This window comes from Mycobacterium sp. NGS58 (assembly GCF_059812385.1).
The window spans coordinates 221,601-236,805 of the sequence record NZ_JCALCO010000001.1 but is presented as its reverse complement, the minus strand read 5'-3'; the positions used below and the strand labels follow the sequence as shown (position 1 = coordinate 236,805).

General features: G+C 65.7%; 16 protein-coding genes and 2 pseudogenes. 16 read left to right on the top strand and 2 right to left on the bottom strand.

Annotation, left to right across the window (positions count from 1 at the left end; all coding sequences use genetic code 11):
- Positions 1–3: 3 nt before the first annotated feature.
- The gene (locus AC5Y4H_RS01185; RefSeq protein ID WP_499977830.1) at positions 4–417 is read right to left on the bottom strand and encodes a VOC family protein; all 414 of its coding nucleotides are present in this window, start codon (positions 415–417) and stop codon (positions 4–6) included.
- Between the two features lie 112 nt (positions 418–529).
- On the opposite strand from AC5Y4H_RS01185, the gene AC5Y4H_RS01180 reads away from it, so the two are divergent.
- The 13 genes and pseudogenes from AC5Y4H_RS01180 to AC5Y4H_RS01120 all read left to right on the top strand — a co-directional run bounded on the left by AC5Y4H_RS01180 (position 530) and on the right by AC5Y4H_RS01120 (position 12,515).
- Positions 530–1,495: an alpha/beta fold hydrolase gene (locus AC5Y4H_RS01180; RefSeq protein ID WP_499977828.1), complete on the top strand. Its 966-nt coding sequence runs from the start codon at positions 530–532 to the stop codon at positions 1,493–1,495.
- Entirely contained in the window at positions 1,492–2,679 is a 1,188-nt protein-coding gene (locus tag AC5Y4H_RS01175) for an LLM class flavin-dependent oxidoreductase (protein WP_499977827.1), read from the top strand. The genes AC5Y4H_RS01180 and AC5Y4H_RS01175 overlap by 4 nt, the downstream gene beginning before the upstream one ends.
- Positions 2,679–3,692: a zinc-binding dehydrogenase gene (locus AC5Y4H_RS01170; protein ID WP_499977826.1), complete on the top strand. Its 1,014-nt coding sequence runs from the start codon at positions 2,679–2,681 to the stop codon at positions 3,690–3,692. Before AC5Y4H_RS01175 ends, AC5Y4H_RS01170 begins: the two co-directional genes overlap by 1 nt.
- A 33-nt stretch (positions 3,693–3,725) precedes the next feature.
- Positions 3,726–4,853 (top strand): annotated as a pseudogene (locus AC5Y4H_RS01165) (HNH endonuclease signature motif containing protein); the annotation flags it as partial.
- Positions 4,854–4,881: 28 nt separating this feature from the next.
- Entirely contained in the window at positions 4,882–6,339 is a 1,458-nt protein-coding gene (locus AC5Y4H_RS01160; protein WP_499977824.1) for a recombinase family protein, read from the top strand.
- A 211-nt stretch (positions 6,340–6,550) separates the two neighbouring features.
- Complete coding sequence (locus AC5Y4H_RS01155) at positions 6,551–6,859, top strand: helix-turn-helix domain-containing protein (protein WP_499977823.1); 309 nt, start codon at positions 6,551–6,553, stop codon at positions 6,857–6,859.
- Positions 6,860–7,034: 175 nt separating this feature from the next.
- The gene (locus tag AC5Y4H_RS01150) at positions 7,035–7,757 is read left to right on the top strand and encodes a hypothetical protein (RefSeq protein WP_499977822.1); all 723 of its coding nucleotides are present in this window, start codon (positions 7,035–7,037) and stop codon (positions 7,755–7,757) included.
- 464 nt (positions 7,758–8,221) lie between these two features.
- Complete coding sequence (locus AC5Y4H_RS01145; protein WP_499977821.1) at positions 8,222–8,590, top strand: hypothetical protein; 369 nt, start codon at positions 8,222–8,224, stop codon at positions 8,588–8,590.
- 304 nt (positions 8,591–8,894) lie between these two features.
- Positions 8,895–10,139, top strand: a complete 1,245-nt coding sequence (locus AC5Y4H_RS01140) for a phage major capsid protein (RefSeq protein WP_499977819.1) — start codon at positions 8,895–8,897, stop codon at positions 10,137–10,139.
- 3 nt (positions 10,140–10,142) lie between these two features.
- Entirely contained in the window at positions 10,143–10,316 is a 174-nt protein-coding gene (locus tag AC5Y4H_RS01135) for a hypothetical protein (protein ID WP_499977818.1), read from the top strand.
- Positions 10,309–10,548 (top strand): hypothetical protein, encoded by a 240-nt coding sequence (locus AC5Y4H_RS01130; protein WP_499977817.1) that lies wholly within the window; start codon positions 10,309–10,311, stop codon positions 10,546–10,548. The genes AC5Y4H_RS01135 and AC5Y4H_RS01130 overlap by 8 nt, the downstream gene beginning before the upstream one ends.
- An 829-nt stretch (positions 10,549–11,377) precedes the next feature.
- A complete protein-coding gene (locus AC5Y4H_RS01125; RefSeq protein ID WP_499977815.1) occupies positions 11,378–11,818 on the top strand; it encodes a hypothetical protein in 441 nt (146 codons plus the stop codon).
- Positions 11,819–11,846: 28 nt separating this feature from the next.
- Positions 11,847–12,515 carry a cation diffusion facilitator family transporter gene (locus tag AC5Y4H_RS01120; RefSeq protein WP_499978119.1) on the top strand — a complete coding sequence of 223 codons (669 nt, stop codon included), beginning with the start codon at positions 11,847–11,849 and terminating at the stop codon, positions 12,513–12,515.
- Between the two features lie 23 nt (positions 12,516–12,538).
- Here the strand turns inward: AC5Y4H_RS01120 and AC5Y4H_RS01115 are convergent, their stop codons facing one another.
- Positions 12,539–13,129, bottom strand: coding sequence for a hypothetical protein (locus AC5Y4H_RS01115; RefSeq protein ID WP_499977814.1), 591 nt, complete (start codon positions 13,127–13,129; stop codon positions 12,539–12,541).
- Positions 13,130–13,599: 470 nt separating this feature from the next.
- Between AC5Y4H_RS01115 and AC5Y4H_RS01110 the strand changes: the two genes are divergently transcribed.
- The 3 genes and pseudogenes from AC5Y4H_RS01110 to AC5Y4H_RS01100 all read left to right on the top strand — a co-directional run.
- Entirely contained in the window at positions 13,600–13,941 is a 342-nt protein-coding gene (locus AC5Y4H_RS01110) for a metal-sensitive transcriptional regulator (RefSeq protein ID WP_499977812.1), read from the top strand.
- 183 nt (positions 13,942–14,124) lie between these two features.
- Positions 14,125–14,688 carry a hypothetical protein gene (locus AC5Y4H_RS01105; RefSeq protein WP_499977810.1) on the top strand — a complete coding sequence of 188 codons (564 nt, stop codon included), beginning with the start codon at positions 14,125–14,127 and terminating at the stop codon, positions 14,686–14,688.
- A 48-nt stretch (positions 14,689–14,736) separates the two neighbouring features.
- Positions 14,737–15,201 (top strand): annotated as a pseudogene (locus AC5Y4H_RS01100) (HNH endonuclease signature motif containing protein); the annotation flags it as partial.
- Between the last annotated feature and the right edge of the window lie 4 nt (positions 15,202–15,205).

Genomic DNA, 15,205 nt, shown 5'->3' with positions numbered 1-15,205 from the left:
CGGCTACGCGTAATACCGGGCCTCGACCACGTTGCCGTCCGGATCGGCGAAGTAGAACCCCTGCGGTGCCCACCCCCGCGCGCCGAAGCTCCGGTTCAGCCGCGCGCTGGTGTCCACGCCTTCGGCCTGCAGCCGTTGGTCCAGCGCATCGTATTCGGCCTTCGACAGCGCGAGGCAGACGTGATTGACCGGATGGCCGGCGCTGCCCTCGATGCGGGTCAGCGCTTCGGTCGCCGAAATGCCTTCGGCGGGCATCAAGTCGATGATGGAGTCCGCACACACCCGCACGCTGGGAAAGGGCGCATCCCCCGCTTCGAATTCGGCGAACCGGACCGGTTCCAGCCCGATGACGCGGGTGTAGAAGTCCATCGACACCTGCGGATCCTTCGTCCAGAGCACCACATGATCCAGTCGCATCGCACCGAGTATTCCCCCTACTGGGCTTTTGATCGTCAACCGAGAGCGGTTCGGGCGAGCCAACACCGTTCGGGGCCTTCTCAGCCAGCAACCGTTGTGCTTTGGTGGGACGGTGCCCCCAACCGAACGGTTAGTAGACACCAATGGTGTGCGGCTGCGAGTGACGGAGGCGGGCGACCGAGGCGCACCCGTGGTGCTCCTGGCGCACGGCTTCCCCGAGCTCGCCTACTCCTGGCGTCACCAGATACCCGCCCTCGCCGACGCCGGCTACCACGTGCTCGCGCCCGATCAGCGAGGCTACGGCGGTTCGGATCGTCCGGATGCCGTCGACGCCTACGACATTCATCAGCTGACCGCCGATCTGGTCGGTCTGCTCGACGACGTCGGCGCGCAGCGCGCCGTCTGGGTCGGGCACGATTGGGGCGCCGCCGTGGTGTGGAACGCCCCGCTGCTGCATCCGGACCGGGTCGCGGCCGTCGCCGCTATGAGCGTGCCGGTCACGCCGCGCCCCCAGGTGGCGCCGACGACGGCGTGGCGCAAGACGTTCGGCGACAACTTCTTCTACATCCTGTACTTCCAAGAGCCCGGCGTGGCCGACGCCGAATTGAACGCCGATCCCGCTCGGGTGATGCGCCGCATGATGGGCGGCGGCCTGCGGACCGATGACAAGGCCACGGCGCTGCGGATGGTGGCCCCCGGTCCCGAAGGGTTCATCGAACGGTTGCCCGAACCCGACGGGCTGCCAGACTGGATAAGCCAAGACGAGCTCGACCACTACATCGTCGAGTTCACCCGCACCGGTTTCACCGGCGGCCTGAACTGGTACCGCAATTTCGACCGCAACTGGGAGACCACCCCCGAACTCGACGGCGCGAAGATCTCGGTCCCGTGTTTGTTCATCGGCGGGACGGCCGATCCCGTCCTGTCTTTCACCCGGACCGATCGCGCCGCGGATGCCATCTCGGGTCCGTACAAACAGGTCATGATCGACGGCGCCGGGCATTGGCTGCAGCAGGAGCGCCCCGACGAGGTGAATGCGGCCCTACTGGAATTCCTCAACGGATTGGAGCTGAAATGAGCGCGCCCCTGCGTTTCGGTGTCTTTATCACCCCGTTTCATCCCATCGGTCAATCCCCAACCGTGGCACTGGAATACGACATGGAACGCGTCGTCGCCCTGGATCGGCTGGGATTCGACGAGGCCTGGTTCGGCGAGCACCACTCCGGTGGCTACGAGCTGATCGCCTGCCCAGAGGTGTTCATCGCGGCGGCGGCCGAGCGGACCAAACACATCCGGCTGGGCACCGGCGTCGTGTCGCTGCCCTACCACCATCCACTCATGGTCGCCGACCGCTGGGTGCTGCTGGACCACCTGACCCGCGGACGGGTGATGTTCGGCACCGGCCCCGGCGCGCTGCCGTCGGACGCCTACATGATGGGCATCGACCCGATCGAGCAGCGCCGGATGATGCAGGAGTCGCTCGAGGCGATCCTGGCGCTGTTCCGCGCCGCACCCACCGAGCGCATAGACCGTCACTCCGACTGGTTCACCCTGCGCGACGCGCAGTTGCACATCCGGGCCTACACGTGGCCCTACCCCGAAATCTCCACGGCGGCAATGATTTCGCCGTCAGGGCCGCGGCTGGCCGGCGCACTGGGCACGTCGCTGCTGTCGTTGTCGATGTCGGTGCCCGGCGGCTACGCGGCGCTGGAAACCACCTGGGACGTGGTCCGCGAACAGGCCGCGAAGGCGGGCCGGGGGGAGCCGGATCGGGCCGGCTGGCGCGTCCTGAGCATCATGCACATCGCCGACAGCCGCGAGCAGGCCATCGACGATTGCACCTACGGCCTGCAGGATTTCGCGAACTACTTCGGCGCCGCAGGTTTTGTGCCGCTGGCCAACAGCGTGGAAGGCACCCAGACGCCACACGAATTCGTCGCCGACTATGCGGCCAAAGGTAACTGCTGCATCGGAACTCCCGAGGACGCCATCGCTCACATCGAGGATCTGCTCGACCGCTCCGGCGGTTTCGGCACCCTGCTGATGCTCGGCCACGACTGGGCCTCCCCGCAAGCGACGTACCACAGCTATGACCTGATGGCGCGCAAGGTGATTCCGCACTTCAAACGACAGCTCGAAGCCTCCCGTTCTTCGCACGACTGGGCGAAGGGCAAGCGCGACCAGTTGATCGGCCGGGCCGGTGAGGCCGTCGTGAAGGCCATCACCGAACATGTCGACGAGCAGAAAGACGCGGTGCACTGATGCGCGCGGCGGTGTTGCGGGACGGTCGCATGGTCTACCGCAACGACGTGCCCGACCCGATACCCGAGGCCGGCCAGGTGCTGGTGGGGGTGCGAGCATGCGGGATCTGTGGCTCCGATTTGCATTTCGCCGCCCACGGCGCCCAGGTGCTGGAAATGAGCGACCGCGTGGCCGGCGGCTCCGGCGCCATGCACGTCGACCTGAACCACGACATCTTCATGGGTCACGAGTTCAGCGCCGAGATCCTCGAAGCCGGGCCAGACACCGAGACCCATCCGTCGGGCACCCTGGTCACCTCGTTACCAGTTCTGTTGTCTGCCAAGGGCGTTGACCCGATCGTTTACAGCAACAGCACCATCGGTGGCTACGCCGAACGGATGCTGCTCTCGGCGCCCCTGCTGCTGCCGATCCCCAACGGCCTGGACGTCAAGCACGCAGCCTTGACCGAGCCCATGGCGGTGGGGCTGCACGCCGTCAACAAGTCCAACATCGCCCCCGGCGAGACGGCCCTGGTGCTCGGCTGCGGCCCGATCGGAATCGCCATCATCGCCGCTCTGCGGGCAAAGGGCGTCGAAACCATTGTGGCGTCCGATTTTTCGCCTAAACGCCGCGAGCTGGCTGCCGAGATGGGAGCCCACCAGACGCTGGATCCGGCGCAGGGTTCGCCCTTCGACACCGTCAAGTCCGCGGTGGTGTTCGAGGCGGTCGGCGTGCCAGGCATCATCGATGACGTGCTGCTTCGCGCGCGGCCCGGCACCCGCCTGGTGGTCGCCGGTGTGTGCATGCAACCCGACACGGTGCATCCGTTCTTCGCGATCGCCAAGGAGATCAACGTCCAATTCGTACTCGCCTACACGCCCGAGGAGTTCGCCGATTCGCTGCGCGCCCTGGCCGAAGGCGACATCGACGTCAGCCCGCTTATCACCGGTGAGGTCGGGTTGGACGCGGTCGGTACGGCTTTTGACGATCTCGCCGACCCCGAGCGGCACTGCAAGATTCTGGTCACGCCGTAAACGTTGTCGGTCGGGCCGCCTATAATCGAACTTATGTTCGAATTGCCGCCCGATCCGCGTTCCCTCGTAGCGCTCGTCGAGTCCACGCACCGGGAGGAATCGATCCTGGTGGCCCGCCGGTTGGCGGCGGTGGCGGCGTTGCTTCGGCACCGGGTCGCCACCGCGGAACGGCCCGAGCGGGAGTACGCGGAAATCGACGGCTTCGACCAGACCGCCGCCGAGGTCGCCGCCGCGATGAACCTCTCGCCCGTGGGCGCCAGCTACCTGGTGTCGTACGCGGAGGCCCTCGACACCAGGTTGCCCGAGGTCGCGGCTCTGCTGGCCGAAGGCCGAACTGATTGGCGCACAGTGCGGTTGATCATCACCCGTACCGATCTGGTCACCGATGGTGACATCATCGCCAAGCTCGACCATTCGCTCGCCGACCGCATCGGCAACTGGCACGGCTGGTCGAGGCAGCGGATCGTCAACGCGGTCGATGCAGCCGTACGCTGCTTCGATCCCGATGCCGCCCGTGAACGCCGCCTTACCGCCGAGAATGACCGTCACATTGCAGTCCGTGCGAAAGACGATGGGATGGCGGAAATCTACGGCTCAGTCGCGGCCGCCGCGGCCGCTGAGTTTGACCGCCGGCTCTCCCAGCTCGCCACGCAGGTGTGTGCGCGCGACCCCCGGACACTAGATCAGCGCCGGGCCGACGCGTTGGCCGCGTTGACCGAGGGCCGTGGATTGGCCTGTGCCTGCGGACAGCCGGAGTGCCCTACCCGTGCGGGCGACCACCGTCCCGACGGTGATCGCGCCGAGGCGCGCGTGGTCATCAACGTCGTGGCCAGCGAACAAACCGTCTACACCAATGGGGCCGAGCCCGGCTACCTGGAGGGTTATGGCGTCATCGATGCCGAGCAGGTGCGCCAATTGGCCTCCGCCGCATCCGTACTCGTCGCCAGCCCGGCGACCAGCGCGGCCGAGGAGCTGCGCTACCAACCGTCTGCGGCGCTGGAACGGGCCGTTCGATGCCGCGATCTCACCTGCCGCTTCCCGGGCTGCAGCCGGCCCGCGGCGGTCTGCGACCTCGATCACACGGTTCCGTTCAATCACCAGACTCCGGCGGCAGGAGGACGGACCACCGCGGATAACCTCAAATGCCTTTGCCGCCAGCATTAGCGAGCCAGAAAAGTACTCTCTAGGCATGACCACGAAAAACACCCCAAACCCCCAGGTCCGGGCCGGTTGCTACTGCCGCATCTCCTCCGACCCGAAGGACAAGCGCCAAGGCGTAGACCGGCAACGGGAGGACACCTCCGCGCTGTGCGAGGCGAAGGGCTGGACTCCGGTCGGCTTCTACGTCGATAACGACCGGTCGGCCTCGAACGGCAAGGCGCGGCCGGAGTGGGACCGGCTCCTCGCCGACGTGCAGGCCGGACGGCTAGACGCCATAGCCGTGTGGAACCAGGATCGCGGCTGGAGACAGATGAGCGAGCTTGAGGAGCTGCGGAAGTTCTTCACCAAGCTGGGCCGCAAGATCCTGCTGTCCGCGACGGTTATTGGCGACATCGATCTCTACGACCCCTACAGTGTGCACGCGGCGCAGAACCGGACCTCGGCCAGCGAGCTGGAGACGGCCGTGATGAAGATCAGGATGCGTCGTGCAGCTCGTGAGCGAGCCGAGAAGGGTGTTCCCGCGTGGCGACGGGCATTCGGCTACGGGGAGGACCGGCAGCCGGACCCGCGCACGGCTCCGCTCGTCGCGGAGGCGTACCGGGCCATCGTCGCCGGGTCCTCTCTCGGGGACATCTGCCGGTCGTGGAACGAGGCCGGGGCGCTCACGTTGAACGGGAAGCTGTGGACGCAGCCACAGCTGTCGAACTTCCTGCGGAAGCCCCGGAACGCTGGACTCCGGTCGCACAACGGGAAGATCGTCGTGAAAGTCGTTGATGGCGAGGAGAAACCGGTGAAGGGCGCTTGGCCGGCACTCGTAGACGAGGACCTGTGGCGGCGGGCGCAGGCCGTCTTGAACGCGCCCGGCCGCGCTCCCGGCGCGAAGTCGGTGCAGCGGCACAAGCTCACGGGCGTGATGCTGTGCGGCAGCCCCGGCTGCGGCGGCTACCTGGCGGGGAATTGGCAGATGCAGCAGCACAGGGGCGGGCCCCGCGCTCATTCGATTGCGTACCGCTGCAAGACGTGCCGTGGGGTGTCGATCAGGGCCGAGCACGTCGAACCCCTTCTGTACAAGCTCGTTTCCGCCCGCCTGGCGCGGCCGGACGCCGTGGACCTGCTGAAAGCCGAGTTGCACGACACGCTGGAGGCAGAGCGCATCCGCACCGAAAAGACCGTGCTTCGAGGGCGTTTGAACGAGCTGGCGATCGAACGGGCCAAGGGCGAGCTAACCGGGGCTCAGGTCAAGGCTGCTACGGAGTACGTGCAGGCGCAGATCGACGCCCTCGACGCGGCCGAGCAGGACCAGGAACGGCGGAGGCTGTTTGACCGGATTCCGCTCGGCAAGCCGGAGGTCGCGGCCGCAGTCGAGAGCCTATCGCCGGACCGCTTCCGGGCGATCCTCTCCGTCCTCGCGACGGTCACCATCTTGCCGGTTGGCAAGGGGAGCCACACTTTCCGGCCGGAACGCGTACAGATCGAATGGCGATAAAAGCCCAGCGTAGCCACACCCTAAACCGTAGGACCCTACGGACGCAACGGTTTTGGGTGGAAACGCCGGGGCGCGTCGTCCCCGACTTTCCTGTCCGGGTAGTAGAGTCACGTCCGCACGCGAGGTCACGGGCCGTACGCCACTAGGGCACAGTAACCGGCCGGAAGTCCCGCCGTAATCGGCAACCTCCTGAAAACAGGAGCGATTGCCGATGTCACGACCTCCTCAGCCCACGCTGCTCCGGCCCCGCGAAGTCCAGGCCCTCCTCGACCTCGATTGCGTCGAGACCGTATGGCGCATGATCCGGCGGGGCGAGCTACCCGCCACGAAAATCGGCCGGTGGTGGCGTGTACGCCCCGAAGATGTCGATGCCTACCTGGCCGGCCGGTCTACCGCTGACAGCGAGCTAGACGCCTACGTGGAGCGGCTTGTGGACGCCGCACCGAGGCTCAGCCCTTCCCAGCGCGAGAAGCTGGCGGAGCTACTCCGGCCGGCCCGGCAGACGGGCGCGTTCGGATGATCCCGAACAGCAGAGCGCCCGCCTCAAGCGCTGGGCACTCAGCATTGGCGGGCAGCTCTTCCCTTGGCACGGGGAATGACGATCTTCCGTCGTCACGTATTCGGTTATCGCCCGATCCTGCCATGGGCCACCGACTGATTCCGCCTCGCCGCGCCGGACAGAGCGGGGGCGCAGGATGACGTGGACCAAGTTGTCCGACGACTACTCCGACGACTGCTGGGAGCTGTCCGACGCCGCATTCCGGCTCCACACCGAGGGATTGATCTGGTCAAACCGGAAACTCCTCGACGGACGGCTACCGAAGGACGGCATCCAGCGGTGGGCTAAGCGCCCTGAGGCTGCTCCCGAGCTAGTCGCGTGCGGTTGGTGGGAGGACCGGGGCGATCACTACCAGATCATCCACCACGCCCGTTATCAGCCGACCCGCGAACAGGTTCTGGCCCGGCAGAAACGGAACCAGAAGAACGGGCAGGCGGGTGGCCGTCCGAAGGGTCCGCCGCGAGAGCAGGCCTCTCGGAAGGACGGTCAGGAAACCCAAGTGGGAACCCAAATGGAAACCCAAGTGGGTTCTGACGATAACGAGAACGGGAGCCTAGAAATCCACACGGAAACCCAAGTGGGTAACCCACCTGGCAACCCACCTGGCAACCCACAGGGACGGGACGGGCCGGGACAGGAAGGGACTGGCTCACAACAGGGGTACGGAACTAACGGGGAGCTAGCCGAAAACGGTTCGGTGTCGGTGAAGTTGGTTCTGTGCCATGACTGCCGGGTGAATCCGACTGTGAGGTCCTCCGGCGAGGAGCAGCCGTACGACGACCCCATGTTGTGCCGGGGCTGCAACAACATCAGCCTGGCGGATTCGGCTGCGCCTGACGACGACCAGGAGTGGCCGTGATTTGCGACCTCTGCGGCTGCGACCTCCTCCGGCCTGAATCGATCGCCCTCCGAGCCTGTTTGGAATGCCGACTCAGGATCGCGAGCGAGAACACCGAGAGCCTCTCCGACCGGCGACGCCGGATCGTCGCGGCCCGGATCGCCGAACTCGAGGCCGGGGCCGGTGGTGCGTGAGCGGTCGGGGCTGGGACCGGCGAAAGGACGGCGAACCTCCGGAACCGTCCGTGGCGCAGCTTGTGTGCTGGCGCATGGGGATCGCGGGCCGGAGCGAAACCCTGCTCGCCCCGATCGCGGAATTTACGGGCTGGGCCTCGGTTTCCGAGGCGTGCCAAGCGAGCGTGGAACTCCAGCCGTGCGATGAACGATGCACCGGCGACCACGCAGTCGTCTACACGGACGAGCGGGGCCGTGTCTGCTGCCGCCGCATACCGAAACCCAACAGCGGAAACGGAAGGAACGAAACCGATGACCAACCAACCGATTGATGACGACATGGACGGCCTCGACCCCGACCGGCTGCACGTCCTCGCAGGAGTCAGCAACTACTTCGCGCAGGCCCGCCGCATGGAGGCCGCGCTCGCGGCCGGAGACGCCGACGCCATGGCCCTGATTTGCGGTGAAATCGCCTCCGGAGACGTCATGATGGCGTTCATCGCGGCGTGTACGGAGTGTGTGCAGATGGCCCGGCAGCTGTGGGGCGACGAGAAGGCGGAGGCGATCTTGGCGGAACGCGCCATCCGCCAAATCGACCTTGCGGAGCGGCAGAAGCAGCAATTCCGCAACGAAGGACCCGCCGATCCTGGCACTCGCCCGGACGGCCCGGACGCGCCCTAGTGTCAGGACCGGCCCGGCAGGAGGCAGGCCATGCACCGAGCGACACCCGTCCGCCGCTCCTGCCGGGCCACACCCCGAGTGTCGGAACGGTTTCTGTCGGGGCGCGGGTGTACGCTCGGCTCGAACTGGTGGTGTTGTCACGCGCAGCTGCCGGTGAGAGCGGGAAGTTCGGCAAAGCCACGGCTGGCCGAGATCGCGCTGGAGGCCACAGGCCCCGCGATCCCCGGATGAATCACAGGTCTTGTTTTCGCTTGCGCTGCAACGGTTTTGGTGTGCGGGGCTACCCCACCATCGAAGGACAACAATGGAGCAGTTTCTTGCCCAGCTGCAGCAGCGGCGGGCGGCAGTAATCGAGGACCGGGCACGCGCATTCGCCGAGCGCCAGGCAGCAATTGACGTACGAGCAGAGGCCGGCCGACGTAAGTTCACGACATCTGAGGCGAGGGTGTATCGGAATGCCCAAGCGACGATCGCTGATTGCGACCGCACCATCGCGCAGCTGGATGAGCGGATCCAGCATCAGAAGGACGAAATCTGCCGGGCCGGTCGTGACCCCGACAACCCAAACCCCAACGTGATGGCGCTGATGGGTGCTCGCGGTAACGGTGGCGGCATGGACGCCCGTGCGATGGGTGAGTCGTGGGCACGCCGGACGGCCCAGCTGATTGCGGGTGGTCGCGGCGAAGCGAGGGCGATCGGAAGCGGCAGCCTGGACGTCCCAAGCCTGGTGCTCCCCGGCGTTGTGAGCATCCCTTGGCCGACCCGGCTCATCGACCTGTTTGCGAGCCGCAAGCCCGCCCTGTCAAACGCGATTGAATACTTCCGGCAGACGGTGCAGACGAACAACGCCGCCCCGGTCCCAGACCTCGGAACGAAGCCAACTTCGACGTTCACCATCGAGGCGATCCAGGATCATTGCAGGGTCGTCGCGCATTTGAGCGAGGCGGTCCCGATCCGGTTTTTGCAGGACGTGGATGCGCTATCCGGTTGGCTCTCCAACGAAATGGTCCAAGGCGTGTTCTCGGGCCTCGAAGAGCAGGTCGTGTCCGGGAACGCGCAGGACGAGAACATGCAGGGCCTGCTGACGCTGCCCGGTGTCACAACCGTTCCGTATCAAGGTGATCCCGCCACGACGATTCGGCACACCCTGACGGTGCTGCAAAATATGGGTGAGCAGCCAAATGGCATCGCGCTCAACCCATTTGATGCCGAGGAGCTGGATCTTCAGCGGTGGGGAACTGCTGGCGGGCTCTTGACCAGCGGTTTTGACCATCCGAACACGACCGGCTGGGGATCGTCCAATAACTTTTTCGGTGACTCCTCGCAAATCCGCCGTGTCACTAGCCCTTCGGTTCCGGCCGGGACCGCGATCATCGCGAACTGGAACACCCTCGACCTGTTCATCCGCGAAGGCGTGAACGTCCTGATGAATCAGTGGGGCGAGGAGCAGTTCACCACGAACAGCTTCGTCGTCCGTGCGGAGCTGCGGGCCGTCGCCGCGTTCACGAGGCCACGAGCGTTCGCGCTGGCGACGATCACGGGTAGCTGACCGGTGGATGTCTACGCGGACCGGTACCCGGCTGTGCACGCGCAGCTCGCCGGTCGGCGTGACCTCGATGACGACTACGACGATGACGATGACAGCGACTACGACGATGATGCCGTGGACGCCCTGCGCGTAATCCACGACCTCGCTGCCAGCCACGGAGGCGTCTCCTGTGATTGATGACCGGGAATGGTTGGAGCCGGAGGAGGCCGCGAAGCGGATGGGCCTCACCGCCGGGCAGCTGAACGATCTCGTGCGCCGGGGAGCCGTCCGCGCCCGCCGGAACGGCTGGGCCATCGAGGTCGAGCCCGCGATCGTGAACGTGCAGCCACGCCCGGAAAAGCCCTCGCCTAAGCGGGGTTCCGGAGCTGCGAAGAAGAGCCCCCACACGAGCGTGCGGGGCGGTAAATGAGCCCTCGTCCCGGTCACAGACTTAACCTCCCTGCGGCCGGGGCGAGTCGGGGCGCGGCGTGACCGCTCGGAGGCCCAGAGCGGACCGGGCTGGGATTGGCCTTGGTTCGCCCTCGCGGTCACGCCGCAGCCCCGTTCCAGTCCTCGTGGTGGAGGAACGGTTCAGCGACCAGATCGGTACGCACGGACCGGGATCGGGTCGGCCGTGGTCAAGAAGCGGCCCGGCCGTCCCGTTCCGAACACACAGACCGGGCGTGCCCCAGGTGGTTTCCTTCGCCGGATTGGCTACCTCGCGCACGCTTCCGGGCGGGCGTTGGCCGTGACCACGCCGGAGCCGCCGAAGCGCGAAGGAAGCGCGCTGTGCTCTGCGCGTGGACAGGGACACGGCCAACGCCCCCGCCCCAAACAGTCGATGCCACTTGGCAACCCCACCCAGGACCCCGGCGGAGGACACCACCACCACCGCCGTTGGAACCGGCCCGACCCCGAAGGGTTCTCCTCGCACCGCCGGGGGCCGGGCCGGCCAACAGGGACCTACCCCAAACACCGAGTGCGGAGCGGGCTTTGCAGAACCACCCCGAACCCGTGGTGCCGAGCGGTGATTCCGAGACCACCCCAAACCCTCGGTGCCACTCGGGGATTCCGACCAACCCCCAGGGGGAGTGAAAAGTTCCAGGGGCGCGCCTCGTCGCGACTCCCGAAAGGAATTGGCATCCCTCCCCGAAACTTCACACCAAAAATCGCAATCCCCGCTAGTCAGAAGGGATTTGGCAGTATGGGTCGTGAAGGTCGTGAATTGCCGAGTGGCATGGTCGTTTTGCGAGGTAGTGATGCCTAGGGTTGCGTCCGACGAGCGCCGTGAACGCGATGCGCTGATCCTCCGGCTGTTCCTGGCGGGGTCCTCCTATCGCCAGATCGCAAAACACCCGAGGGTCAATCTGTCTGCGCGTGGTGTTGGGGACGTGATCCATCGGGAGCTGGCCGCTGACGCCCCGCACCGGGAATCCCTCTCCCAGCAGGCGGCGGATATCTACCTGCTGCGGTTGGAGCGGATGCTTGCGGCCGCGATGCCGTCGGCTCTCCAAGGGGATTGGCGGGCGTGGGAGGGCTGCCGGAGGTTGCTAGAGCAGCAGGCCCGATTCTTCGGGCTGACCGCGACCCCCGCCAATGATGACGGCTCGATCCGGCCGGGGCTCCCGGAGCGCGACGCGGACGGCCCGACCGTACTCGAACGGTACCGTCGCCGCCACAAACCGCCGCAGCTGTCCTAGAGGGGCGTACGGCATAGTTGTACTGGTGATGCCAGATCGTAAGGCGGGAACCCTCGCTGATTGCGGCTGCGAGGCCGAAGCTATTGCGAGTGATCCTGGATGGCAGCGTGCAGCCCGCTGGGCGCGCTGGCTGGCGTGGGTGAGCCTCCTTTGGATGTGTGCAGAAGGCGCTATCGGTTTATGGCAAGGGTTTGTGGCAGGTTCGATCGCTCTTGTTGGCTGGGCACTCGGCAGTGCAGTCGAAGGCTTGGCGAGCTTGATCGTGGTGTGGCGGTTCACGGGATCCCGCACTCTGTCGGAAGCTGCCGAGCAGCGAGCGCAGCGCGGCGTCGCCGTGTCTTTCTGGTTGATAACTCCCTACATTGCCGCCGAGTCGGTGCGAAACCTGGTTAACGCGGAGCGACCGGGCACGACCGTTGTCGGTATCGCGCTTACCACTGTGGCGCTCCTCGCAATGCCGTTGCTCGGCCGGGCTAAGCACAAGCTCGCCGCTCGACTTCAATCGCAGGCCACAGCTGGCGAGGGCACGCAGAACTACCTTTGCGCGGCGCAGGCCGCGGCCGTGCTGCTCACGCTGGCTGTGGTCGCCATCTGGCCCGGCGGCTGGTGGCTCGACCCCGCAGTGGGCCTAGGCATCGCCGGAATCGCTGCCTGGCAAGGCGTTCAAGCCTGGCGTGGTGAAGACTGCGGCTGCTAGCGATAAATGGGGATTACGGCTGCTTAGTGACCGGGTCCCATCATTCCGCCAGGTCCCATCATGCCGCCGGGTCCCATCATGCCGCCGGAGCCTCCCATCATTCCCCGCATCATCGGGGGCATTCCATCTCGCACGAACCCGCTCACTTCCCCGGCGTGGGCACGGATAGCTTCGGTGAGGGCGGGATCGTCGGAGGTTTCTTCGGCGATTACTCCCGTGGGAGTCAGGGTCAATTGGCGTCGGTAGCCGCCGGCGTTGCGGAACAGGGTCGGCAGGCTGCCGCTCATGCACATGACCTCAGCACCCCGGTCGACGTGGGAGTACATGCTCGACACGTGGGCTTGGAGTCGCGCAACAAGGTCGGGCGAATTCGACTGGGTGGTAGTGCGTATCCCGCCGGGGATCTCCTCGACCGTGCGGGTGATCTCCGTGTGGCGGTTGAACATCTCCATGTAGAGGCTCATGTCGGCCGGACTGGCACCCATCATGCCCCCGTCAGTCAGGCGGATCCGCAAAACGGGCGATCCGACGACGCCGCGAAGCGCATACCCGATACCCACAGCAGCCGTCGCGCCAAGCGCCGCAAGCGCAGTCCGCCGCGTGAACCTAACCATGTGACGCTATGGCCGAGGGCCGCTAGGGGTCGTGGTTGCGGGCGACTGCGGAGCAGGTCCCATCATCCCACCGGGCATCATCTCGCCGGGTTTCATGTGGCTACAGCAGGCCATCCGTTCCGAACCCATATGGCCGCCCCACGGACCACCGAGGCTTGAGCTCAGGAAAAACCCCGAGAAGAAGATCGCCCCGACGATGAACAAGCCTCCGGCGACAATGCCGACCCAGGCCAACGCCTGGTTCAGACGGCTCGGCCGCGGCCGGGAGTTCTTGGGTTGATGGGTGGTTGTGCCGGCACCATCTGCCGCCGGGGCTACGTCGGTCGGACTTGCCATGGCTGGAACCTCCTGTCTAAGGATTGGTAAGTCGCGGCCGATACTACCCCACCCTAGGTGGGGTGGGTAAGCTGCTGAAAAGCGCAGGTCCGTGGGGCCCCTTTGCCCTTGACGGGAGCGGGAAGGAGACGCGGGTGGAGCAGGAGCTGACAGGTAAGAAGCGTGCGGCGCTGAACCGCCTCAAGACGGTGCGTGGCCATCTCGATGGGATTATCCGCATGCTCGAATCCGACGCGTACTGCGTGGATGTGATGAAGCAGATTTCTGCGGTGCAGGCGGCATTGGAGCGCACGAACCGAGTGATGTTGCATAACCATTTAGAGACCTGTTTCTCGGAGGCCGTCCTGGGTGGGCGGGGCTCAACAGCTATCGACGAACTCGTTGACGCCCTTAAGTTCAGTCCCGCATTGACTGGTCCGGACGCTTGTCTGAACGGCACCACCCCCGACGAGGTCGAGAAAGCTGGCACAGCATGACCGGCAGCCTGCCCGACGGCTCGGTGCGAGCAGCAGGACGCCCAAGTGCGGGCCGGCAACCCGGCCGGAATCTTCGGCCTCTACCCGCCCGGCTAGTAGCAGACGGCGATGGTTATGAACAACCAAGGCCGATGGTCGTCGAGGACGAGTGCTTCGTTGCCGCCCGGACTAACCTAGCTACTCATGCATTGGCTGCACTCCCTGCACTACGGTGATGTGCCTGCTTACCTGTCAGCTGCCGTCGCGATCGTCTTCGGCACCCTGGGGTGGTGGTCATCTCGGCGATCCAAGAAGGCTGAAAAGGCAGCCACGCAGCAAGCAGTGAAGGCAACGCAGGCCGCTCAGGATGCAGCAGCTGCACAGCGGCAAATTGCCGAGGACACCAGGCGACTCGCGACCGCCCAGGAGACGCACACGGCGCTATTACAAGATGCGGCGGAGCAGGCCGAGCGATTCCCCTGGGTCATCCATCGCCAGGGCGATTCCATGGACTTCCGACTACGCAACCTCACCAACACCCGTAAGTACCAGGTGGTTGTCACCGGCGAGCCAGCAGGACGGCCAGCAGGAGTTTTCCGCATGGGCGGCGGCGGAGACAACCAATTCGATTTCATCGACGGACACGAAACGGTGGAACTGGACCTCTTCGTTGCGGCGCAGACGATCGACCGGACGGTCACAGTGAGTTGGCATCCGACACAAGACCATACGGGCGACCCGTGGACACAACGCATCGGACTGCCATAGACATCCCGAAGCGGTCTTAGCGGACTCGTCAAGGGTTCTTTCGACTTTCGTTCCCATCATCGACTCAAGACTTTCGGTGGCTGGCACGACAAGCAACTTGCCGACGGCACCGTAGTGTGGACGTCACCGAGCGGACGGACCTATCGGACCTCACCCGCCGGTGCCGACCTCTTCCCGCAGCCGCGCCGTCCGGCATGCGTGATGCCCTCCCAACGACAGCGAACCAGATCACAGTACCGCGGCGCACGAATAGCCCAATCGCGCAAGCACAATCGTGAACAACGGCCGGTCAACGAGGCCCGAAAGCGGTTGGAGCAGGCGCGAGAACAAGAGATCGCGTCGCGCAAGTTTCGCAACCACATGCGCGACATGCTTTTCCTGTTCAAGGGCGCGCCGAGCACCAGCCCGTATTGCACCTGGGTGAACGATCCGCGAGAAGCCGAAGAGCTACCACCTGGTTGGACGCCCAATGAGCCGGTGCTGCAGCCCTTGCCGGACGATCCGCCCTTCTAACCCG